This window comes from Pleurocapsa sp. PCC 7327, assembly GCF_000317025.1.
Lineage (GTDB): Bacteria > Cyanobacteriota > Cyanobacteriia > Cyanobacteriales > Microcystaceae > Hydrococcus.
Genome location: NC_019689.1, coordinates 2,393,559 through 2,416,351 on the forward strand (window position 1 = coordinate 2,393,559; position 22,793 = coordinate 2,416,351).

The following is a 22,793-nucleotide window of genomic DNA, read 5'->3' on the forward strand; positions in this document are numbered from 1 at the left end:
GAGAACTCAAAAATGGCGATTACATTAGCCGCATCTCGGCTGGGCACCTCGGCTTTTAGCGAGATGGCGCCCGTTGAGTTGCGCCCTAATTGGTCTCAAGAAGATGCCGAAGCTGCTATCCGTGCCGCCTATCGTCAGGTCATGGGCAACGAGCACCTGATGTCGAGCGAACGGCTAGCGAGTGCTGAGTCTCTGTTACGCAATGGCACGATTAGCGTTAAAGACTTCGTTCGGGCTTTGGCACTCTCAGAATTGTATAAAGAAAAGTTTTTTTACTCTAATCCGCAGAATCGGTTTATTGAGTTGAACTATAAGCATCTGCTAGGACGGGCACCTTACGATCGCGCGGAGATTGCTTATCATACCGATCTCTATAACCATGAAGGTTATGAAGCCGAGATCGACTCTTATCTAGATTCTCCAGAGTATCAAGAAAATTTTGGCGACTCAATCGTCCCTTATTATCGAGGATTTACGACTCAACGAAATCAAAAGACGGTGGGCTTTAGCCGGATTTTCCAACTTTATCGGGGATATGCCAGTAGCGATCGCTCTCAAGGAACAAAAACAGCTAGACTGGTGCGAGAAGTTGCTTACAATACTGCTTCGCCCATTCGCATCGGTTCGACAAAAGAAGCCCTGGCTGGGATTGCTGGTGGCAGTCGCGGACATTTCTATCGAGTGTGCGTCGCTCAAGCCCCGACGGTCGGTCGCATGGCAAGAATTCGGCAAAGCAATCAAGAATATCTCGTGTCCTACGAGCAATTATCTGATAGATTGCAACAAATCAACCGTCAAGGTGGCAGAGTTACTAGTATCACGCAAGCTTAACCAGTTAGATTTTGATTTTCAAAAAGGAGAATTGTAAGTGGCTATTACAGTAGCAGCATCTCGTTTGGGGACATCAGCCTTTGATAGCGCAGCACCTGTTGAGCTGCGTCCCAATTGGTCTCAAGATGACGCTAAAGCCGTCATCCGCGCCGTCTACCGCCAGGTAATCGGCAATGAGTATATCATGGAATCCGAGCGTCTAAAAAGCGCAGAGTCGCTTCTGACTAACGGCTCTCTCAGCGTGCGGGAGTTCGTTCGCGCCGTAGCGAAATCGGAACTTTACAAAAACAAGTATTTCTATAACAACTTCCAGACTCGGACGATTGAGCTGAACTTTAAACACTTGTTGGGTCGCGCTCCCTACGACGAGTCAGAGTTCATCTATCACCTCGACCTCTATCAAAATCAAGGCTACGAAGCTGATATCGATTCTTATATCGATTCAGCCGAGTATCTGGAGAATTTTGGCGAGAATGTCGTTCCTTACTATCGCGGCTTTGCGACCCAGACCGGACAAAAGACAGTCGGATTTACCCGCATGTTCCAGCTGTATCGCGGCTATGCCAATAGCGATTGCTCGCAACTTGGAGGCGGAGTACCTCGCTTAGCAGGCGAACTCGGTCAGAATACCGCATCTGCGGTGGTTGCACCCGGGAATACTTATAGGGCTTCCCGGTCTCGTAACTTGGGAGTAGGAACTACGCCTACGAAAGCATTGGGCGGTTCCGTGCCTTTCGGTTCTCCCAACAAAGTTTACCGCGTTGAGGTAGCAGGAATGACAGGACCCGGATATCCCAGAGTACGTCGGGGCAGCAAAGCTTTCTTCGTTCCTTACGAACAGCTCAACAGTACCTTAGAGCAAATCAACCGTCAAGGGGGCAAGGTGGCGAGTATTACTCCTGCGAGTTTGTAACTTAGCCTAAAAAGAAGATAGGAATTGGGGAAGCTGTCTGCTAGAGCGCGATCGCTCTCCAATTCCTAATTCCCCAGATAAAATCTTTTTTGAGTTAGCTAAAGAAATATCGCAATTATGCTCGGTAAAACTGCATCAGATAATCGCGTTTTTGTCTATGAGGTCGCGGGACTGCGGCAAAATACGGACAATGATAAAAATAGCTATTCTTTTCGTTCGAGCAGCAGCGTTTTCATTAAAGTGCCCTATCAGCGCATGAATGATGAAATGAGACGAATTACTCGCATGGGTGGCACAATTTTAAGTATCAAGCCTTGGACATCCAACTAATGGGTTGGGCGAGCAGTCGAATGATGGAGACTAATCCCAATTCAAATTTGGAAACTTATTTATCGGCAGGCGATTCATCCGCCGATAATCCGTCTTTAACGGTCGAAGGCGCGATCGCCAATCTCAAACAGCGAAAAGACTTGGGACAGCGATACTATGCCGCCTGGTGGCTCGGTCGTTTTCGCGTCAGGGAACCGGAAGCGATCGCGGCTTTACTCGAAGCGTTAGAAGACGAAACGGATAGAACTCCCGATGGCGGCTATCCCCTGCGTAGAAATGCGGCAACGGCGTTAGGAAAATTGGGCGATCGCCAAGTCGTTCCTCCCTTGATTAAATGTTTGGATTGTCCGGACTACTACGTCCGAGAATCCGCCGCTCAAGCCTTAGAAAGGCTAGGCGATCCGACAGCTATTCCCGCGCTGAGAAAATTGTTGGACGGGGGAGTGCAAGCCGCCCGGCAATTTCCCGGCAAGCCTCATTTAGTGCAACCCTACGAAGCGATTCTTGAGGCATTGGGAACGCTACAGGCGAAAGACGCGATCGCAGCGATCGAACCGTTTTTAGAACATTTTGTCGAAAAAGTTCGGTATGCAGCGGCCCGGGCGATGTACCAGCTGACCGGGAACCCCGTTTATGGAGAGCGTTTGGTTCGAGCATTAGAACGGGACGATTTGCAATTGCGGCGCTCGGCTTTGATGGATTTGGGGGCAATTGGTTATCTTCCCGCCGCTGAAGCGATCGCAGACACGCTTGCCGAAAATAGCCTCAAACTGATTTCCCTCAAAGGATTGCTGGAGAAGCATTTAGAAAACCAGTCGCCGGCAGCGATTTTATCCCCAGAAAGCATTCGCGTCATGCAATTGATGGATACGCTTTTGTAGGAGCAAGATCGTTTTTACCTGTAGGGCGAGCCAAAATCTAGCTCGTCCTATTTCTAATCTCTAAATTGCTCTATTGACGAGTTTTGTCCTAGCAGATCGGCTCGTGCATCAACCGATCTACGTAACCACGGCTTCCGCAGGAAAAAGATTTGATGAGGTAGCCCAGCTAGTCATGCAAGCGACTTGCTACGACCGAGACGCGATCGCTCGCATTTAACAGTTCTCCCGATCGTTGCGAAGAGGACTGCGATAGCTCTGACAGATGGACGATATTCCAAAGACAAGCCGTTAAAAAGGCACTCCAGAAAAGACGTTCTAACATTTGCTCCTCCTCTTCCACACTCAATCCTTTGGGTTGAGTTTTAAGCAACTCCCCCATCTTTCAACTACTTCAGCCACTCAGGAACTTTTTCCGCAAAATTTTTTTAATGCCTACTTTAAGTTTAAAAGCGATTCCCAGTTTTGCGATCGCTCAAATTTAATAAGATAAACCAATAAATTCTGTTTCTGACATTTTAAAATATCAATCAAATAGCTTTGTTTTACATATCTTAATGTGTGAGAATAATTTTTATTAAGCAACGAAGTTTGGTCATTTGAGGGATTATTATCTAAAGATAATCCCAGGCCTGCTATAACTAAAAAATAAAGTGATTTTCTAAGATTTAGATTTAGCAAGACTTTTGCTCCAATATTAAATAAAAAAAATGAAATTTTTGCTTTTTTCAAGCGATCGTCTCGTATGAATTTATTTAAAGCAATATAAAAATTCTTATAGAGGAATTGACAAAAAACGACTATAGATACAAAGGGACATCTGAAAAGTCCATATAGAGCAGAAGGAAATAGAGTATCGTTGGCGAATTTAGTCCGGAGGATAGCGTAGACTTTGTTTCCTGGTTTAGTAAAAAAGTGAATTGGTATTACTACTTATGTCCCTACGTCACTGTATCCTGCTCTTGACGATAACTGGTATTTGCCTGCTAGGACAACTCAGTCCGGTTCGCGCAGATAGTCCTCTGATATCAACCGATTTGGCTAGCGCTTATCAAGATTTGTCCGTCGTGCGCTTGGCACGGCAGTAAAAGGTACTTCAGGGAAAAATTTTAGAATTCTTGCTAAGTTCGGCTTCTAGCGATCGCAAAGCGGCAGTTATCAACGCGCTGGGATGGAATGTCGAAGGGCAGAATAACGGATCTCGTTTTCTTGAGGGATTGGCAGATACTAGAGGCGTTCGGGTAGAAGACTTAACTCTTGAGGATCTCTCGTCTGAAGAGCGCTTCGTGTTAGGCTACCTTCTGGCGATGGATGACTATTCTAATTTGTCACCCTTGCAACCCAATGCTTCAAACCCTCTGTGGAGCGCAACTCCCCTAGAACTCCTCAGCCAAGCAACTTATGCGCTACCAAGCGATTTTACCGTTCATTTCGTATGGGCGATCGTTCAGGGACAAACAAACTTTTCTAGCTCCTGGTGTTCGATTTATTTAGTTCCTAAGCTGATATTAGATCGATTTCCTCCAGAACAACGAAATATGCGCGAGGGAGCGATTGAGAGCGCAACGAGCTATCTGGGGAATATGAGCCTTCTTGCAACCCGCCAGCAGCAAACAGCATTGACAGTTGATAACTAATGGGAGAATAATTGCGAATTGGGAAGACAATTCTTCTCTCATCGTGCCAAAGAAAAATTCCCCTCTCCGAAATTAGAAAAGGGGAAGAAAAATAATCAACTCTTGTACTTAGCTAACTGCTAACAGACGCGACTAAAACCTTACAACTTGGTGCCGCAGTCGGGACAGAATTTATTGCTGGGAGGATTTTTGGCTCCGCAATTGGTGCAAACGATTGGCTCGTTTTCCGGGCGAGGAGTTTTAGGTTCTGGCAGTCCCACCATCTGCGCGTTGCTCTTACCGGGAGCAACCATTGGATAGCAGTTTTCGTCTTTAGTGACGTGGGCATCGACGAGAACGGGACCGTCGTGGGCAAGCATGGCCGCAATGCCATCGACAAGTTCGGTGCGATCGCGAATTGTGATACCTTTGATACCAAAAGCTTTCGCCAATAGCTCGAAGTCGGGCATTCCCGTCTGCATGTTTGAGGCGGAATACCGCTCGCCATAGAAAGCCTGCTGCCACTGGCGCACCATGCCTTGCCAACCGTTATTGATGATGACTGTCTTGACATTAATGTTATATTGTGCTAATGTTCCCAACTCTTGTAAGTTCATCTGGAAGCTGGCATCGCCGCTGATACAGATGACCTCTTGGTCTGGTACGGCTAGCTTGGCTCCCATCGCTGCGGGCATGCCATAGCCCATTGTTCCCAAGCCAGCGCTGGAAATCCAGCGACGGGGACCTGTCTTAAGGAACTGAGCCGCCCACATCTGATGCTGTCCGACATCGGTGGTATAGTAAGCGTAAGGAGCCTGGCGACCGACTTCTAGGATCACTTCTTGGGGAGACATGCTATCGCTGTGGCGAGGAACGATTAGAGGATAATCCTCGCGCCAGCGTTGGATTCGTTGTAGCCATTCCTGCGTGCGTCCCGACCGAGAGGGGAAATTCAGTTCTTTTGCCCGTTGCAGGATCTGTTCTAGAACTTGGCGTACGTCGCCCACGATGGGAACTTCGGGAGCGCGGTTTTTACCGACTTCAGCCGGATCGATATCGATGTGAATGACTTTAGCGCGGGAGGCAAACTCGTCTAACTTACCCGTAACGCGATCGTCAAATCTCGCCCCAACTGCAATCAACAAATCGCAATCGGTGACGGCAAAGTTAGCATAGGCTGTCCCGTGCATCCCCAACATGCCGACGGAGAGAGGATGATTCTCGTCAAAAGCTCCTAACCCCATCAAAGTTGTAGTTACGGGTAACTGAAAGCGTTCTGCCAATTCGTGGATTTGAGCGTGAGCGTTAGACGCGATCGCGCCGCCCCCGACATACAGCAGCGGTCGTCTGGATTCTTCAATGAGCTGCAAAGCTGCGTTAATCTGACGGGGATTGCCTTTGACGGTGGGACGATAACCGGGCAACCTCACATCTCCGGGTTCGATTGGTACGTAGTCGCACTCTTCTAAACCCACGTCTTTGGGAACGTCGATTAGCACTGGACCCGGACGACCCGTACTGGCAAGATGGAAAGCTTCTGCTACAATCCTCGCCATGTCGCTGGCTTGGCGAACGACATAGGAGTGCTTGACAATCGGTAAGGTAATTCCGTAAATATCGGTTTCCTGGAAGGCATCAGTACCGATCGCCGGACGAGGAACCTGACCCGTCACCACCACCATTGGGATAGAATCCATATGGGCGGTAGCAATTCCCGTTACCAAGTTCGTCGCGCCAGGACCGGAAGTTCCAAAGCAGACTCCGACTCGACCTGTCGCGCGAGCATAGCCATCAGCCGCATGAGCAGCGCCTTGTTCGTGTCTGACGAGAATATGCTGAACCTCTCCTCTCGCTTCGGCTCGATATAACTCGTCATAAATCGGCAGGATCGCGCCGCCGGGATAGCCGAAAATATGTCTAACACCGTGGCGCGCGAGGCTATCGATTAAGATAAAAGCACCAGTCCGGCGTTGGGGAATTATCTTTAGCAGATTTGTTGTCGGGGGAACGCTTGAAGAAACCACAGGGCAACCTACTCTAACTTGTTTATTCTTTTTTGTAATTTTGTTGTTTTTGATGCAACAAGGGCAGTAACAACATTGTTATGCTGTTATACTTTAAGTTTAATAGTTTAAGCTAAGGTGTAAATGCTGTCGAGAGGGCTTTTGCTCTTAGATTGAAAAGCTAGTGGCTAAGAGCGACAAGCAAGATCCAACATTGTGAATCAAAGCTAAAGGTTTGCATGTTGAGCGTTTCCTGACAAGATCTCTGGGTTTGTTACATTACTTTATAGAATGGTCATTAGTCATTTGTCCTTTGTTATTGGTTAATGGTCGATCGTTTCCACTTCCGCTCCCGCTTGTGCCCTAACGTGAAGTTTCCTTGCACTTAAACAACGTTTTTGTTGCTTAAGTGCCATGTTCAATCCTAGTCAGCACAAACAAGACAGCGATCGCTCTTTATGTAAACTCTTATGAGTGCCTGCTTGTCAAGGTCTCTAAGTCTGGGACAATCAAATAGAGTTTTAAAAGTCACTTATTTTTGTCTTCTACTTATCCTCTTCACTTTCTGACAGCAAAAGGGAGAACTCTATGAAATTAGCCTACTGGATGTATGCAGGACCCGCTCATATTGGCACGCTGCGCATTGCCAGTTCCTTTAAAAACGTCCATGCGATTATGCATGCTCCTCTAGGAGACGATTATTTCAACGTCATGCGCTCTATGTTAGAGCGAGAGCGGGATTTCACCCCAGTAACCGCTAGTATTGTTGACCGCAACGTTCTCGCACGGGGTTCTCAGGAGAAAGTCGTCGAGAACATAATCCGTAAAGACCAAGAAGAAACTCCCGATCTAATCGTTCTTACTCCTACTTGTACCTCCAGCATTTTGCAAGAAGACTTACAAAATTTTGTAGAGCGCGCTCAGATGGAATCTAAGGGCGATGTCATGCTGGCGGACGTGAATCACTATCGAGTTAACGAACTGCAAGCAGCAGACAAAACTCTCAGTCAAATCGTCCAATACTATCTTGAAAAAGCTCGCAAGCGGGGAGAAATTCCGGAAGGGAAAACAGAAAAACCATCAGTCAACATCATCGGCATTACTACCCTTGGTTTCCACAATCAACACGACTGCACGGAATTGAAGCGATTGATGGCAGATTTGGGAATTGAGGTGAATGAAGTCATTCCCGAAGGCGCTTCCGTCCAAAACCTCAAGAATTTGCCTCACGCTTGGTTTAACCTCGTGCCTTACCGCGAAGTCGGTTTGATGGCAGCGCGTTACCTCGAACAAGAATTCGGGATGCCCTACGTAGAGATTACGCCGATGGGCGTGGTAGAAACTGCTCGTTGTATCCGCAAGATCGGGCAAGTAATTAATGCTCAAGGGGTAAAGGTTGACTACGAAAAGTATATCGAAAACCAAACCCTCTATGTTTCTCAAGCAGCTTGGTTCTCCCGTTCTATTGACTGTCAGAACTTAACGGGCAAAAAAGCGGTTGTTTTTGGCGATAATACCCACGCTGCGGCGCTGACGAAGATTTTGGCGCGAGAAATGGGCATTCATGTAGTTCTCGCAGGAACTTACTGCAAGTACGATGCAGAGTGGTTTAAGGAGCAAGTGAGCGAGTACTGCGATGAAATCCTTATTAGCGATGATAACGGAGTTATTGGTGATGCGATCGCGCGTCTCGAACCCGCCGCCATCTTCGGAACGCAAATGGAACGTCACGTCGGCAAGCGGTTAAACATTCCCTGCGGCGTAATTTCAGCACCGATTCACATTCAAAACTTCCCCATCGGATACAAGCCTTTCTTAGGATACGAAGGAACGAATCAGATTGCCGATTTGGTCTACAACTCTTTTACCTTGGGAATGGAAGATCACCTCTTAGAAATCTTCGGCGGACACGATACCAAGGAAGTGATTCACAAAGGAATTTCTGCCGATTCTGACTTGAACTGGAATAAGGAAGCCTTGGCAGAATTAAATAAAGTTCCTGGTTTCGTGCGCGGTAAAGTAAAGCGCAATACCGAGAAATTTGCTCGCGATCGCGGTTTGACTGAGATTACCCTTGAGGTAATGTACGCTGCGAAAGAAGCTGTTGGGGCATAGTTAGTTCTCAAATCACACAATGATAGCGATTGTCTTAGGAGGCGATCGCTTCTTCCCTTTCTAGCTTAGCTTCTTGTCGTTGAAACTCTGCCAATTGTGCCTCGATCTCGTCGCGAACAATTTGGCGATATTCGAGAAAATGCTCGTTATGGGCGCATACGGTTAGATAATGTTCCCAAACTGCCGGATTATTCTTGAGAATGCTAAAGAGATGATGCCAGAATTTCCAACGAGTGTTGCGTTTGAAACCTTGCCGCCAAATGACAATCCCTAGCGCACGTAAATCCACCCAGCTAGGCATCTTAAAGGGAGCTTTGCACTTGGGGGCACCTAGCTTCAAGAAACAGCGATAGGTACGATCTAGGAAGACCTCAGGGTCGTACAGCGTCCAAAATGCCTCGATGTATTCCTTGGCAATATCTTCGATGGGGCGCGTGGGGACAAAGTTCATCAGGGTGGTCTGATTGATATCTTGTCTGCCACTTATGCGCAAACGCCCCTCTTTTTCCAAGCGATGCCAAAGGGCAGTGTTAGGCAATGCTTGCAACATTCCAAACATAGCGGTGGGAATGGCTGCTTGTTCGACAAAGCGAATAATCCGGGAGGCAGCGCCTTTTTTCTCGCCATCAAAACCGATAATAAACCCTGCCATTGGGCGTATTCCCGCACGAACGATCTTATCGACGCTATCTGCCAGAGAACTGCGAGTATTTTGAAATTTCTTTGTGAGTTGTAAACTCTCTTCATCTGGCGTTTCAATGCCTAAAAACACGGCATCAAAGTAGCATTCCACCATTAACTCCATCAATTCTGGATCGTCTGCGAGATCGACTGAGGCTTCTGTATTAAAACGAAAAGGATAGTGGTGTTCGGCTTGCCAGACTTTTAATTCTCTGAGCAATAACTTGACATTGCGCTTATTGCCAATAAAATTGTCATCTACCATAAACACGCCCCGTCGCCACCCCAATTCGTAGAGATAATCCAATTCTTTTAAAAGTTGGGCAGGGGTTTTGGTTCGCGGTTTGCGACCGTAAAGAACGATGATATCGCAGAATTCGCACTGGAAGGGACATCCCCGCGAAAACTGAATCGACATCGAGTCATAGGCATCCAACTCCAACAAATCGTAGCGAGGGACGGGGGTTGTCGTAACATCGGGTTTTTCCATGGCGCGGAAAACTCCGCTAGTTTCTCCTTTTTGTAAGGCTTCGACAAACATCGGCAGGGTGATTTCCCCTTCGTCTAAAATCAGGAAATCTGCCCCTGCGCTCTGGGGTTCGGATGGCACGGAAGTCGCATAGGGACCGCCGACGGCGACTAATTTACCCCGTTGTTTTGCTTCTTGGATTTGCTCTAGTAAATCCTGCTTTTGTACGATCATTGCCGAGAGAACGACGAGATCTGCCCATGCCCATTCTTCTTCGGTGACGGGACGAATGTTGCGATCGACTAGCTTAAATTTCCACTCTTGGGGCAGAATTGCTGCCACGGTAATTAACCCCAAAGGGGGCAATAAGACTTTGCGGTTGACTAATTCAAGAATTTTGTTATACGACCAGAAAGTCGGCGGAAATACCGGATAGACTAATAAGATCCTCAATGTTTTGAACTCCTACTGCGTTTTCCCCATTCTAATTTTTGTTCGTTACTTCTGTGTCGGTAGCATCAACGCCTAGAATTTTAGTTCTAGGCTCAAAGCTCAACTCGATTAAAATAGACTGAAATTCCTCTCTGTACGGAACAAAAAATTAGAGTAGAGGTTGCAACGGTTAACCAAAAAAGGGTTTCATAGAAAGTTACCACACAATCATTGAAACCCCATAAACCAGGTCGATCTACAGCGATCGCCTTCACTTTGAGACGCCAGTTTGGGGAATAGCTAAAAATTTCCTACATTTTATCGATCTGATTGTTTAAACAATCGAATAAATTAAAAGCAAATAGGGAGCAGCGCTACCTTCTCCCCATACCAATTTTTCATCTAATAGAAGCCTAGCACAATGACTAATTTCCCCGACGATCAAAGCTCGATAACAGGAAAAGATTTACAAGATTTGAGAAGCTTTTTGACCGAACAGTTTACCCAAATCGAACGGCGATTTAGCCAATTGGATGGGAAAGTAGATGAGGTTGATAGAAAGTTAGAAGTCTATATGGCTAGAACTGACGAGCGATTAAAAGGAATTGACGACCGTTTCAGGTTGGTGGAAAGCCGTTTCGATACTCTCCAATCAACCGTTAACAAAATTCCCGAATTGGCAGAGAGAGTTGGCGAGCTGAAGAACTGGAGGCAAATCGCTATTATCGTTATCACTGGAACTTTTGGCAGTATCTTTGGTTGGCTGCTACGAGGAGGTAAACTCTAAATCCTCTCAAAACCTTCAAACTTACATGGAAAAATGTGCAAGGTATGTTTTAGAAAATTGATTCAAAAAAGAGTAAGGTTTTTCTCGTCGCGGTCGTGGCCAGAAAACTTGATTTTTTCACAGGAGAGGCGGGACTCGAACCCACAACCGACCGCTTAGAAGGCGGTTGCTCTATCCATTGAGCTACTCTCCCAAGCACCAGATGAAGCGATCGCAACAAAACGATCTTACACGATAACTGGAGATTGGATACAGTTTTCCTCAATCTCCAGTCTTCAATGGTTAACCTGCCAAACTCTCTAAACTCAAAGGCACAAAATCTCCGTGTATTGTCAATCCTAGTAACATTGGTTCATTTTCCCGAATTAGCTTTCCGGTTAGGACGCAGCTTTCATCCTTTCTAGCAGTTGCTTCTAACGTAGCGCGAATATCGGCTCTCGAAAACTGCGGTCGATAATCTCCCGACTTCTGTTGTACGTAGTTCCAGAGAATGTCTCTGATCAGCGCTTGATAGCCTTGGTTGCCAGACAGTTCTTTGAGTCTATCTTTGAGGGATCTCTCAAGGCGGATGCTAGTAACTTCCATCTCGGTTGTGGATGTGCGAGTCAGCGTTCGCATAATTTTTTTTCCTCCAGGTAGTAGACATTTCAGTAATACAAGTGTAGTATTAAAATGTCCCTTTTGGCACGAGTAAAAAATTCATCAATGCTTCCGTCTTCCCTACTAACCTCCATTTTTGCCGCCAGCTGCCCAAATAGTTGGCAATTTGCGGCAATAGCGGGGGTATTTTCATATTTAGGGCAGCTCGGAGATACGAACGATGCAATTAGATTTAAACCTCAAATTAATAGCGATCGAGATTATCGCCATATCTGCGGCGGTAAGCTTGAAGGTATTAACGTAAAACTGTATTTAGGACGCGGGAGGTGCATACTAGCCAGTACTGTACCTAAGTAAATTAAAAGAACCATAAAGGTTGCTACACCCCCGCCTCTAACCAAAGAAGTGGGGGTTTTTCAATCCAAACAATCTATTTTCAATCCAAACAATCTATAAATGGTGTCAGCCGTGAGCAGTGCAACTGAAATATTAGATCGATCGGTAGTGGTGTTTTCAAAAAACTATCTTCCCATTAGTCGGGTCAATATCCGACGCGCCATTTGCCTGCTAGTGACTGGCAAAGCCGAACCGATGGAGTTTGCCGATGGAATGATTTTTGAAGTTCGTTCGCCGAACCTAATTCTAGAAGTCCCCGCCCATATTCGTCTCAAAATTCACAGTCGAGAGCGAATCTGGAAAGTGCCTCCCGTCAGTCGGCGCGAGGTGCTACGGCGAGACAAACATCAGTGTCAATACTGCGGGAGTGGCAAACGCTTAACGCTCGACCACGTAATTCCGCGCTCGAAAGGTGGAAAACATACTTGGGATAATGTAGTTATCGCTTGCGAGCCGTGTAACTCCCGTAAAGGCGATCGCACTCCCCAGGAAGCTGGAATGCTGTTGAAAATGATTCCTAAGGCTCCTATTCACCCCGCGATCGCTTTCGCCGAACGGTTTTGGCGCAAACAACAACTGGATTCGGAATTAAAAACAATTAATTAGCCCTAGTTGGGAAACTCAGACCGATGCTGAAACTTACCTATACTGAAAATGGCTTTAATTTAGAGCATCTGGCTCAATCTCTCGAAGATTGGGTAACTACCAGAGTTATTCTCGCTCTGCGATCTGGGACGGGTTTCTATGCCGAACCCAGCACGGCTGCCTTTTTACTCCCCGCCGATTTGCCCTACTTGAGCGATCTAGAAAAACTCGTTCAAAAGGAAAACGGCGAGAGCATCGAACTATCTTTTTGCGATGGCGAGTATGTCGAAGTCATCCTGCAAGGAACTTGGCTAGCTTCATTGCCAGATAGCGAAGAAGGAATATTTGTTACTGTCATGAGCCAACGAACTGAATTTTTCCTCTACCAACTGTGGCAGGAAGTTCAAATTGGGGCTTCTGTAGTTAATGACTGATAGTAGCCAGAGAAATAAATGTATTTTATTGTTCCTATTTCTGTTGTTTCTTTGGTCAAAAATGGACAACCCTGATCTAAGCTGCTAGTAAATCTCATTACAGTTACTTCGCGAGGATGCTTCATTTAGCTAGAGAGAGCTAGTCAATAAGGAATGTAATTGTTGATTGAGAAGCTCGAAGGAATTTTGTTCGGGTATTTGAGCAATTTGCCGAACAATTTTGCGTATGTCTCTAACTAAACGTTCTTGATCTTCTAGAAAAGAAACTCCTTCAAATTGGTGGACATAATCGTTTCTTTGGTCGCAATACTTGTTTATTTTCTTCAGTGGCTCTAATAAGCTTGATTGCTCGGAAACATATTCTAAAATAGCTAGTAAAACTGGTCGGCTTGGATGATTTAATTGTAGAGAGCGACCATTGGGTAATCGGTAATTTTGCAAATAGCTGTACAGTTGTCCTTCCTGATATTGTTGAATAGCTTTTTCAACCTGTTCTTTCACATCTTTCCAAGGATAATTGAGCAGTTTGGGACACAATCTTTTTCTTACTTGAAAGCGCAAGACGCTTTCTTGGAAAGCAAAAAGAAGCACCAAAAAATTAGAATACTCTTGATTTTTGAGTTTGGTGAGAGCCTGGAAATATAATTCAACAACAAAGTACTTTTGATCGTGACTAGCTAAACGATCAATTTCTTCTGAAAGTCTCGGGTCGATTATTGTCCGAAACTGATGAATTTCTTGACGAGCTTTTTGAAAATCGCAAGCTAGACGACAACGTCCATATTCTAAAAGAACGCTGACCCCGTTATCTTTCAAACCGCTTTCTTTAAAGTTAGCTAAAGCCCCACTATAGTTATAGTTATTAATCTGCTCTCGAATAACTTTTAAATCAAATTCTTTTTTAAGAGAATTGACATTAGTTTCAAATACTCTGCTTTGACCGGGCATCATTTTGTCAGGATTTCTTACCTGCCAGACTCGACTTTGAGGTGCATAACCAGCAGCTTGTAAAATATTCCAAGCCGATTTCATTGCAGGTGTACCAGAAGAAGCATTTAATTCTAAAAAATCTCCTCGATTCAAATACAATTTGGCTCGTTCTAACGCTTGTCTCGCTGCTTGAATTGCTAATAATAAATCGATTGGATCTTGAGATAGTTTTTCATCTACTGGAATTAATTCGATATTTTTTTCAACAATTTTTAGTTGAGGTAATTCACTTGAAAGTAGCCATTCTTTAGTAAAATTAGCAGCTTCTTGAGTGCCGTGAGTATATAGTAAAATTACGCGCTTAATTTCTTGATTTTGTTCTAATAAGTGATTAGTTAAACTAACAATCGATCCTTCTTTGTCATTTTTATCCGTACCTGGATCTTGATTGCCGACAAAAGATAAAACAATACTGGTCATATTAAAATAACGATGAAGTATGAATCGAGTAATGATTATTTGAGGTTTTTAGAAAAGCAAAAGCAGAGAAGATAGAGATGGAGTTAGTTAGTTGTAAAAGGAAATATTTGATAATACTGCTGCGATCGCTGACGTAAATTGTGTAGATATTTAGATCGAGGATTAGCGGTTGCACCAAAAACTGTAACTACTTGATAATCTTCTAAATCCGCTATCCAAACAGGAGAAGGTTTGACAGGCTTATTAGTTTGTCCGCAAAGATTGCCATCGTAATCTAATTGACCTCTTGAGTTAGTAACTTTCAAATCTTGACCGTGTAAAACAGCTAAAGCATGGGGTTTGCCGTATTGTTCTTGTCCCGAACAAACTACAATACGGCAATGATTATCTGCTGCATCAGACCAATTGCGATCGCTTGGATTATTAAAAGATAGAAGAGAATTAATATTTTTAGCAATATTGCTATTAGGAATTAATTGTTCTAAAGCAGTATAAAAAGTTTTAAGCCTGGTTTGAAATAACTTTTGAAAATTTTTAGCTGATTCTGGTGCATACCAAAAAGAATTAGGGTTTTCTAAGTCTGCATCAACAAAGAAAGTAGAACCGCGAAACCAAGGGGCATATGGTCGATTTTGACGAGAATAACAGGGTCTTCTCGCACCTTGTCCAATGCCACCAAGATTAAACATCATCCAAGTAAGATTTTTGAATAAAGATGAAATTGCTTGGCTTTTATCTTGAGGTGCAGCCACAGAATAAGATAAGGTTAAAATACCTTCTTGTTCGCCACGTCGCTCGTTATTTCTTTTTGGTTCTGGTTGAATTAATTGACCATTAATAATATTTACCCTTACCCAACCTAACTGTTGTTTGGGAGTAATGGCACCAAAAATTTGACCTTCCCAATTCATGACTTGTTCGACAGGTAATACACCCAAAGCAAAAGCCCGAAACCAATAGCGCAGCATTGATTTAAAAGCCGTAGGACGAACTTCAGGAACGGCAGAAGTAGCAGGTTTTAGGTTTCCATTTCTATCAGTTTTTAAATTGCCATCTCGAGCTGTTTGAAATGGCTGTCTGATATTAGCAAACTTTTGGTGAGCGTGAATTAATTGCCCTTCTACGGCAAATTTAACGCGGAAAAATTCACTACTAGATTTATCTCGATCGCCTAAAATTAACTGTCCGTATCCAGTATTAATTTGCGAACCTACACCAGCTTGTAAGCCTTTGATTAACCATTTTTTGATTTTATTTAAAACTTCTTTATCCTGACAATTACTAGCTAAACGTAAACCAATTAAAAAACTAGATTCTTGAAGAGATAGGAAAACATTGGGGTTAGATTCGTATTTGGGTTGCCGATTTTCATCCCATTTCCAAATATTATTTGCCATATCCATACTCAAACCACCAGTTTTACTGGGTAAAGGATAGGCATCGAGAAAAACTACTTTTCCCGTACTATGTTGCGGATTATCGGTATCAATCGAACCAAAGTAAGGGGCTATTTTTTGTTCTGCTGCCGACCATTTAATCTTTTCCGCAGCAACTATTTCTCGAATGGCTTGAGTTCTAGCTACACCGCGAAGGGTACTGGCTGGAATATAGGGCATTCCCAAAGCATCAAAAGCGGGTAATAATATACTTTCGGGTCCGCGATGTCCGCCAACACGAATACGCCAGGGGCATTTGACTGTAAAGGTGTTTTCTTTACCTGCGATTAGTTCGGTACGTTGATTTAATTGCTTCAGGCGATCGCGATAATTGGCATTTTCCTGGGCTAATTGCAAGATCTGTATTTTAGTCGCGTCTTTATATTCCCGTTCTGGTTCACGCATCCAACGCAAGTATTCGACAAAACTAGCTGTAGAATCAGGTCTAGGTGGTTTATCCGAGTTTAGCCAAGGCGAAGGAGGTTGGTTATTTCCTCCATTGTTGTTTCCTCCATTATTATTTCTTCTATTTCCATGACCGTCGTTATTTCCTCCACCATTATGATTGGAAGATTGTTGAGATCTATTAGGTCTTGTTATCGGTCTTTGAGGTCGTTGAATAGGTTGAGGAGACATTTTAAAAACTATAAATTAATAAGTAATAAGTTTTTTAAATGATGAAAAATGAGTGATGAATATTTAATTATTCCGCGTTCATCATTCCTAATTCATCATTTTCTTAAGCATCGCCTTTGACATCATGGTAAATAGCATTTGCCCAAAAACTAAATTCTTGTGCCAAGTTTAATCCCAGTCCAGTTAAACCCAGATAATCATCGGCTTTGAGTTGTTTGAGAGAATCTAAACCTTTATTACCAGCTAAATCTTTGACTGGAGAAAGAAGTTGCAGACATTCAAAGTACTTTTTGACTACATCTTGTTTACCTTTCTGGCTTAAAGCTTGTTCTTCGGCTTTTAATCGCATCATGCCCCAAGTAGCAAGATAGGTATAGAGTTCGACTGCTTGGCTTTTTTGTTCTTTAAGACGAGAATTATCGTTACTATTGCGATTGCGTAACTCTTGTAAAGCTTCGTAGACGGGAGTGCTGAAGGTTCGGGGGTCAAAGGTTTGCATAGACTTTAAATAAGTGATGAGTGATGAGTTTTGTTTTAATGATGAAGGATGAATGCTGAATGATGAATCTTTTTGTTTATCGTTCATAATTCCTAATTCATCATTTTTCTAGCCACTGTTGAACAAAGCCTCTTCCTAAGCTTTCTTGTCCGCCAATTTGCAAGATTTCGTGTTTGGCTAGTAACTGACTGAACTCTTGATGTATTTGAGATGCCGTACCATTAGCAGCCGAGGTAGTTCCCCAAGTAAAATACATTAGGGTATCGGGAGGAATGGCTTCTTCGTAGCGAAAACCACCATCGACAGTTTTGTTTTCGTCGAGTTTAATTTTGACCTGTCGCCACAGACTCATTTGAATTAAGGTGGCACAATGTTTGTCTGGAAGAACGATCGCTCTTTCAATCGTGTTAGTTTGAGGAGTTTGTGGAAGAAAATCTTGCCAATCTTGCCATTGCTTTAATTCTTCTGCTTTGAGAATGGCATCTTTGAGATAAACAGCCGAGTTACCATTCAAAAAATTGCAGCTATATTCAACTGGAATTCGATTCAACTTACCTGTGAACCTCGCCCATCGTTTTAACAGCATCGGGCAACTAACCCACACTACCCCATGACTGAGAGAAGGTACGGGAAGCCAAAGTAGAGAACCATCACCGATCCAAATAGTTCCTTGTTCTAGTTGGCTAGCATTCTCTAAATCTGTACCAAAAAGTTTAAATTTCTGGTCTTTGTCTTCAACACTAGCCCGTAGTCTGCCGCGAATACTGCTAGAAGGAATATAGGGAAAATTGGTGTGAGATTCACGGGCAATTCCTAACAAATTACCCTCTTGAGTTGTTCCACCTGTATGTAAGGGGGAAAGTAAATAAAGATAAGCGTAGTTAATCATAATTTCAGTCTGATGTTTAATTATCTTGATAAGAAATCCAAAGTAATTCCGAATATCCCAACTGTCGCCAGCGTTTGGCTTTTTCTAAAGCTTTACCTGGTTGGGAATTGAGATTCTCAGCAAACAAAGTATCTGGTCGCTCTAAGTAGTAAACGCTACCAGCAGGGGCAGCAAACACTTGAGGGGCGGGGATGCTTTTTAATGATGAAGGATGAGTGCTGAATGATGAATTATTTCGTTCATCGTTCATCATTCCTAATTCAGCATTGTCTTTAACTCTTCCACTAATCGGTAAAGGTTGGGCGGTTGCTACGCTAACTAAATTTCCTGGTTTTTGATTGGAATTAACTGTATGGGCTAGTTTCCATTCCCAAGGATAGGGTTGACAAACTGCTTTTTGGTTTTTATGGATGCGTTCAAACACTCCAGGGGTGATTAAATAAGCTAAAGATTTACCTCCTCGTTGATAGTTGCGTTGAGATTGCTGCTGTAATTGCTCCCATTGTTCGCCTAGTGAAGGACATTCTTCGACTAATACCCGATGTCCTTCTCCTCCTAAACGCATCGAAGTAGGAACATTGGGGATTTTTCTGTCTATAGCGATCGCCATACTCCAACCTGAATGCAGACGAATGGCATTCTCGACAAAGTAGCCATCTGCATCTTTTACCTGACGACTATCAGGGGCGATCGCATTGTGGGAACGAGTTTCTACCGTCCAGGGTTGGGAACTTTCCCCCTGTTGGCATAACCAATCTTCAGGATTTAAAATTTCGTTATTTAGCAGTTTGGTAACTACAGAAAAAGGTAAATAATGTCTTGGTTTTTGTTCGAGCTTATTTTCTTTTTCTTTGCCCTTGCCTGATTCTTTTTCTTTTAATAACAGAGGCGCGGGCGATAGCCTATCCCAAATCATTTGCCGAGCGGGAGATTTTTCATCTAACCAAGTTAAAGGATGGAGCAAAGAGTTATTAACGTAATTGAGAGGACGAGGGAAATAAAGCTGCTGTTGATAGCAAAGAAAAGTACCTTTAATAGTTAGGTTGTCTTTACTATTTAATAATCCTCTAATTGCGCCCGCGATCGCGTGTCCGTTGGGAGGAAAAACACTGCCCGCCCAGGCTCTTTCTCCTGGGCTAAAAGGTTTAGCGTCGCGGAATAAAAGTATATCTAGGGGTGTGAGAGTATACCAGTGCATAAATAAATTATGAATTATGAATTATGAATTATGAATTATGAATGAGTAATTGTTTTGTTTATCGTTCATCATTCCTCATTCATCATTAGTTTGCTCGTTTTGCTGTTTTGACAGAGGCAACTAAAATACGCATTAGTTCTTCTGCTTCTTGAAACAAATTTTGAGTTTTAGCCGTATTTACAGTATTAGTTTCTGTTAAAAGCTCTAGCCAATAAACAGTTTCTTCTAATTCTTGTAATCCTCCTTCTATTTTGCTAATAAATTCTGCTGTTGAACGGGCGCGAGTTGCTTCTCGATAATGTGCGCCAACGGAAGTTCCGCTACGAAGTATTTGTTTACCCATAACACTTGCTTCTGTTGTTTTTGGTAAATTTGAATAGAGAATAATAATTTGTATGGCAAAATCTTTAGTCCTTTTCCTCAAATCATGTTTATTCCCGTTCATAATTCCTAATTTATCATTCATCGTTACTAATTTATTTGCCTATTTCTTAGAGTAAATGCTGCTAATTTGAGCCAATTTTTTATTTCAGTATCTGCTTGTTTATTATCTAAGCTATGCTCTACTAAAATGGTTAGGAAATTGCTCAAATAGTCAATAAATAATTGTTTTTGAGATTTTGATTCTTCGCTGAAAATTGCTCGTCGTTCACAAAAAGCCTTTGTCCATTGAGCAATAGCTACTTTGGGTGCGGGATGAGCTGACCAAATTTCAGCAGCTTGTTCAAAGATGGCACTGTCTAATTCTGAATGTGTTTGAGCAAAATCTACCAATTCGCGCCAGCTTGCAAAGACTTTAAATTTAGCAGTAGATTTTAAAATATTACCGTTGCCATAGATTGTGCGAACTTGAACCGCATCTTTCGAGAATTTTTCGTTATTAACAATATAATAATGCTCTTTGGCTTCTTCTTCAGCCTCCCAAAGATTTTCTAAAGCAATAGCTAATGGTACAGAATGATGAGCGATAACTATGCCAAAACTAATAGTTGCTGACGACCCCAGAGTAAATAAAGGACGGTTTGTTAATGATGAAGGATGAGTGCTGAATGATGAGTTTTGGTTTAATGATGAAGGATGAATGATGAGGGATAAATCTTTTTGTTCATCGTTCATAATTCCTAATTCATCGTTATTTTTTTTATCGTTCATCGTTCCTAATTCATAGTTATTTTTATATTTCCAATAATCCCCTTCACTTTCAAACTCACCTTGCGGATCTTCTTGACCTTTAAAACACTGACGAATATCCCACAGCCAACTATCCCATTCCCAGAGATTGGTATAGGATAAAATATCATCGCCACCGCAATAAATTAGTCTGCCAGCGTAGCGAGATTCAGTCAGATAAGGTACTAATTGATTGGCAAAATCAAGCAGAGAACGACTCAAGGCACTATGGGTAGCGGGTCCCATTCTTTTCTTAACTTTGAGAAATTCGCTTACTGGTTGTTTGATTTCGTCGGGAAAGCCGTCGATTTTTTCTTGTAATTCTTGGGGAATATATTCTTGATAGGGTTTTAATTTTGCTCCTTTTAACCACTCACGCATGCTATCGCCGTCGCCAGCAGCGAGTACATACCAATCTGTCGGATTTTTACCAGGAGGAAAATAATTAGCAATAATATTTTTTATTTTACTAAGTTCAGTTTGTTTTTCATCAATATTTTTAAAATCTTCGATTAGCCAACCTGCATTTAATAATCTAGGATTGGGTAATTTGGGATAATTATTTTTAATCCAAGGAATACCCCAGGCGGTTCTGGCTGCATCTTGTGTCCAACTAAATTGCTGATAAATTTCACCACAAGCAGTTTGATAATATTTAATTGCTTCTCTATTTCCTGCTATCTCCGCTTGCTTTAACCAACCAGCAACCCCAGAACTCAGGTCGGGATAAGTTAAAGATAAATCGTTGATACCTAAGATATCTGGCAATATTTTATGTAAAACTCGCTTAACAACTTCAGTAGCGTTTAATTCTTCAATGCCATCAAATAAGCCAGTATTTTTTTGCTCGGACCAAAACTTTTTGGTTTGTCCTTCTGTTGCCCAGTCTGGTTTAGTTTCATCGTAAATGGGATGGACTACCGAACCGATTCCAGAAATGGTCGAGCGAGGACCAAAAGCAGTTGGCATTGACCAAGTACGGGCATTTTTGACTGCGGTTAGATTATCGCGAAGGCGATCGAAGATACTGCCCCACCAAGAACCGACATTCAGATTAGGCTGCCTGGAATAACCTTTAGAATCAGTTTCTGTTTCTTTGTCTAATAAACCAAAGACTGCTTTGAGAAATTTTGCTTCATTGGTTTCAAATAAAGCTAAATTTTCTTTTAAATTAGTAAAATCATTTTGTGAATCGCACCATTTTTCATATTCTCCTGCTTCATTTTTTCGGGGAGAATGATGTAATTCTGTCTCTAAATTACCAATGGGTAAAGCCGTCCAATAGGTTTGCCATTGAGATTTTAGCCAATCATCCCAAGTATGAGGGTTAATTTCTTTCCAAGCTGGATTCATCTTTTGGAGAAACTCTAATGATTTAGTTCCTAATTCTTGCCACTCTTTTTCTAAAACTTGTTTGGCATATTGGGTTGCTGCATAGATGGGATTATCTTTAATCTCATCTCCCTGTTTACCGTTGTTGGGGAGAATCATCACAATGACATTAGGAAAACCAGCCGTAAGTAATTGTTGTGGTGTCGGTTCCTCTATCCACTGACCAAAGTGGGGATATTCTTTTAATAACCAATGGTCGATTAAAGGTTGTTGATACAAACAAGGATATAAAAATGTATCTGCACCGTATTTTTTGGCTAATTCCCAACAAACTTTGGCTGATAGATAATGCAGCAACCACGAACCAGCCCAAAAATCTCGCATTTTCCGACTAGCTTTTACTAATTCTTGAACGGGAGAGAAAGTAAAGACAACTAAATGAGGACGAGAGGAGCGAGTAAAACTTTGATTCTTAGCCGGATAATTTTCTTGTTGTCGATAATAGCCTGCTAATCCTCCAGCTAGAGCGGAAGTAATACTGGTATGACTCCAAAGAGAAGCATCGGGTAGGCGAGTTTCGGCAGGCAGTAAATAAATTTCAGGAGTATCTTTAGCTAATAAGTCGGGATAGCAACGCCATAACCACCAATGTACTTGAGAGGGATTGTCCCAGTCTTTGATGGAGTTTAAGACTTCTAGTTCTTTCTGTTCTAAAAATTCTTTACGCTTACCTTGTTGTAACCTTTCATGCCATTGGCATATTTGTAATTTTTGGGCTTTGCCAGAGAGTAAATGGTGAATTTGTAACCCGTTTTCTTGATAACTAATCGCACTATATTGAGGAGCGAGTCTACCTATGGTACTGCGATCGCTTGCCGAGGCGATTAAGTCACATAATCCTACATAGTCTAGCCATCTACGATTGAGCGAATCTACCGCAGATTTGTCTTTTGGAGACTGCCATCCTTGCATACATCTAAGGATTGCCCATTGTCCTTCTCTACCTAAATCTTGACTGTGGGATAAGGCTTTTAAACCCGGATCGTGGAGCAATCCCCAAATTTTGGCTTGCCAGTAAGCTTCAGACACAATCGAAAGTTCCTTACAAGAGCTTTTTGAAACTATAGCTATTGTTCCCGTTTAAATTCTAGAG

General features: G+C 42.9%; 21 protein-coding genes and 1 tRNA gene. 10 read left to right on the forward strand and 12 right to left on the reverse strand.

The genetic code is table 11. The features are described 5' to 3' along the window. Positions 1–12 precede the first annotated feature (12 nt). From PLE7327_RS10700 to PLE7327_RS10715, 4 genes are all read left to right on the forward strand, one after another. Positions 13–831: a phycobilisome linker polypeptide gene (locus PLE7327_RS10700; RefSeq protein WP_015143846.1), complete on the forward strand. Its 819-nt coding sequence runs from the start codon at positions 13–15 to the stop codon at positions 829–831. A gap of 37 nt (positions 832–868) precedes the next feature. After that, entirely contained in the window at positions 869–1,744 is an 876-nt protein-coding gene (locus tag PLE7327_RS10705) for a phycobilisome linker polypeptide (RefSeq protein ID WP_015143847.1), read from the forward strand. Positions 1,745–1,861: 117 nt separating this feature from the next. Beyond that, positions 1,862–2,074 (forward strand): phycobilisome linker polypeptide, encoded by a 213-nt coding sequence (locus PLE7327_RS10710; RefSeq protein WP_015143848.1) that lies wholly within the window; start codon positions 1,862–1,864, stop codon positions 2,072–2,074. Positions 2,075–2,097: 23 nt separating this feature from the next. Beyond that, on the forward strand, positions 2,098–2,955 hold the full coding sequence (locus PLE7327_RS10715; protein ID WP_051036533.1) for a HEAT repeat domain-containing protein: 858 nt from the start codon (positions 2,098–2,100) through the stop codon (positions 2,953–2,955). 432 nt (positions 2,956–3,387) lie between these two features. Here the strand turns inward: PLE7327_RS10715 and PLE7327_RS10725 are convergent, their stop codons facing one another. Further along, on the reverse strand, positions 3,388–3,684 hold the full coding sequence (locus PLE7327_RS10725) for a hypothetical protein (protein WP_041392053.1): 297 nt from the start codon (positions 3,682–3,684) through the stop codon (positions 3,388–3,390). Between the two features lie 203 nt (positions 3,685–3,887). Here PLE7327_RS10725 and PLE7327_RS24825 point away from each other — a divergent pair, with 203 nt between their 5' ends. Together PLE7327_RS24825 and PLE7327_RS10730 are read left to right on the forward strand one after the other, a co-directional pair. Further along, positions 3,888–4,040: a hypothetical protein gene (locus PLE7327_RS24825; RefSeq protein ID WP_186005378.1), complete on the forward strand. Its 153-nt coding sequence runs from the start codon at positions 3,888–3,890 to the stop codon at positions 4,038–4,040. A 30-nt stretch (positions 4,041–4,070) separates the two neighbouring features. After that, on the forward strand, positions 4,071–4,589 hold the full coding sequence (locus tag PLE7327_RS10730; protein ID WP_186005379.1) for a hypothetical protein: 519 nt from the start codon (positions 4,071–4,073) through the stop codon (positions 4,587–4,589). Between the two features lie 140 nt (positions 4,590–4,729). On the opposite strand, the gene ilvB is transcribed toward PLE7327_RS10730, so the two are convergent. Next, entirely contained in the window at positions 4,730–6,592 is a 1,863-nt protein-coding gene (gene ilvB, locus PLE7327_RS10735; RefSeq protein WP_015143851.1) for a biosynthetic-type acetolactate synthase large subunit, read from the reverse strand. Positions 6,593–7,159: 567 nt separating this feature from the next. On the opposite strand from ilvB, the gene bchB reads away from it, so the two are divergent. Beyond that, a complete protein-coding gene (gene bchB / locus PLE7327_RS10740) occupies positions 7,160–8,686 on the forward strand; it encodes a ferredoxin:protochlorophyllide reductase (ATP-dependent) subunit B (protein WP_015143852.1) in 1,527 nt (508 codons plus the stop codon). A 34-nt stretch (positions 8,687–8,720) separates the two neighbouring features. On the opposite strand, the gene PLE7327_RS10745 is transcribed toward bchB, so the two are convergent. Next, complete coding sequence (locus tag PLE7327_RS10745) at positions 8,721–10,289, reverse strand: B12-binding domain-containing radical SAM protein (RefSeq protein ID WP_015143853.1); 1,569 nt, start codon at positions 10,287–10,289, stop codon at positions 8,721–8,723. Between the two features lie 400 nt (positions 10,290–10,689). Here PLE7327_RS10745 and PLE7327_RS10750 point away from each other — a divergent pair, with 400 nt between their 5' ends. Continuing rightward, positions 10,690–11,055 (forward strand): hypothetical protein, encoded by a 366-nt coding sequence (locus PLE7327_RS10750; RefSeq protein ID WP_015143854.1) that lies wholly within the window; start codon positions 10,690–10,692, stop codon positions 11,053–11,055. A gap of 120 nt (positions 11,056–11,175) precedes the next feature. Here the strand turns inward: PLE7327_RS10750 and PLE7327_RS10755 are convergent. Beyond that, positions 11,176–11,248: transfer RNA gene (locus tag PLE7327_RS10755), tRNA-Arg, on the reverse strand. 89 nt (positions 11,249–11,337) lie between these two features. Further along, positions 11,338–11,673, reverse strand: a complete 336-nt coding sequence (locus PLE7327_RS10760; RefSeq protein WP_015143855.1) for a hypothetical protein — start codon at positions 11,671–11,673, stop codon at positions 11,338–11,340. 450 nt (positions 11,674–12,123) lie between these two features. Between PLE7327_RS10760 and PLE7327_RS10765 the strand changes: the two genes are divergently transcribed. Continuing rightward, complete coding sequence (locus PLE7327_RS10765) at positions 12,124–12,657, forward strand: HNH endonuclease (protein WP_041393145.1); 534 nt, start codon at positions 12,124–12,126, stop codon at positions 12,655–12,657. A gap of 23 nt (positions 12,658–12,680) precedes the next feature. Then, a complete protein-coding gene (locus PLE7327_RS10770) occupies positions 12,681–13,070 on the forward strand; it encodes an alr0857 family protein (protein ID WP_015143858.1) in 390 nt (129 codons plus the stop codon). A gap of 129 nt (positions 13,071–13,199) precedes the next feature. Here PLE7327_RS10770 and PLE7327_RS10775 read toward each other — a convergent pair whose 3' ends face one another. The 7 genes from PLE7327_RS10775 to PLE7327_RS10805 form a co-directional block, all read right to left on the reverse strand. After that, the gene (locus PLE7327_RS10775) at positions 13,200–14,480 is read right to left on the reverse strand and encodes a hypothetical protein (RefSeq protein WP_015143860.1); all 1,281 of its coding nucleotides are present in this window, start codon (positions 14,478–14,480) and stop codon (positions 13,200–13,202) included. A gap of 83 nt (positions 14,481–14,563) precedes the next feature. After that, on the reverse strand, positions 14,564–16,552 hold the full coding sequence (locus tag PLE7327_RS10780; protein WP_015143861.1) for an RAMP superfamily CRISPR-associated protein: 1,989 nt from the start codon (positions 16,550–16,552) through the stop codon (positions 14,564–14,566). Positions 16,553–16,655: 103 nt separating this feature from the next. Further along, positions 16,656–17,051 carry a hypothetical protein gene (locus PLE7327_RS10785; RefSeq protein ID WP_015143862.1) on the reverse strand — a complete coding sequence of 132 codons (396 nt, stop codon included), beginning with the start codon at positions 17,049–17,051 and terminating at the stop codon, positions 16,656–16,658. A gap of 100 nt (positions 17,052–17,151) precedes the next feature. Continuing rightward, positions 17,152–17,940 carry a type III-B CRISPR module RAMP protein Cmr4 gene (gene cmr4 / locus PLE7327_RS10790; protein WP_015143863.1) on the reverse strand — a complete coding sequence of 263 codons (789 nt, stop codon included), beginning with the start codon at positions 17,938–17,940 and terminating at the stop codon, positions 17,152–17,154. Between the two features lie 16 nt (positions 17,941–17,956). Further along, positions 17,957–19,138: a type III-B CRISPR module-associated Cmr3 family protein gene (locus PLE7327_RS10795; RefSeq protein WP_015143864.1), complete on the reverse strand. Its 1,182-nt coding sequence runs from the start codon at positions 19,136–19,138 to the stop codon at positions 17,957–17,959. Positions 19,139–19,223: 85 nt separating this feature from the next. Then, complete coding sequence (locus tag PLE7327_RS10800; RefSeq protein WP_015143865.1) at positions 19,224–19,604, reverse strand: four helix bundle protein; 381 nt, start codon at positions 19,602–19,604, stop codon at positions 19,224–19,226. Between the two features lie 5 nt (positions 19,605–19,609). Continuing rightward, on the reverse strand, positions 19,610–22,729 hold the full coding sequence (locus PLE7327_RS10805; protein ID WP_015143866.1) for a type III-B CRISPR-associated protein Cas10/Cmr2: 3,120 nt from the start codon (positions 22,727–22,729) through the stop codon (positions 19,610–19,612). Positions 22,730–22,793: the final 64 nt, after the last annotated feature.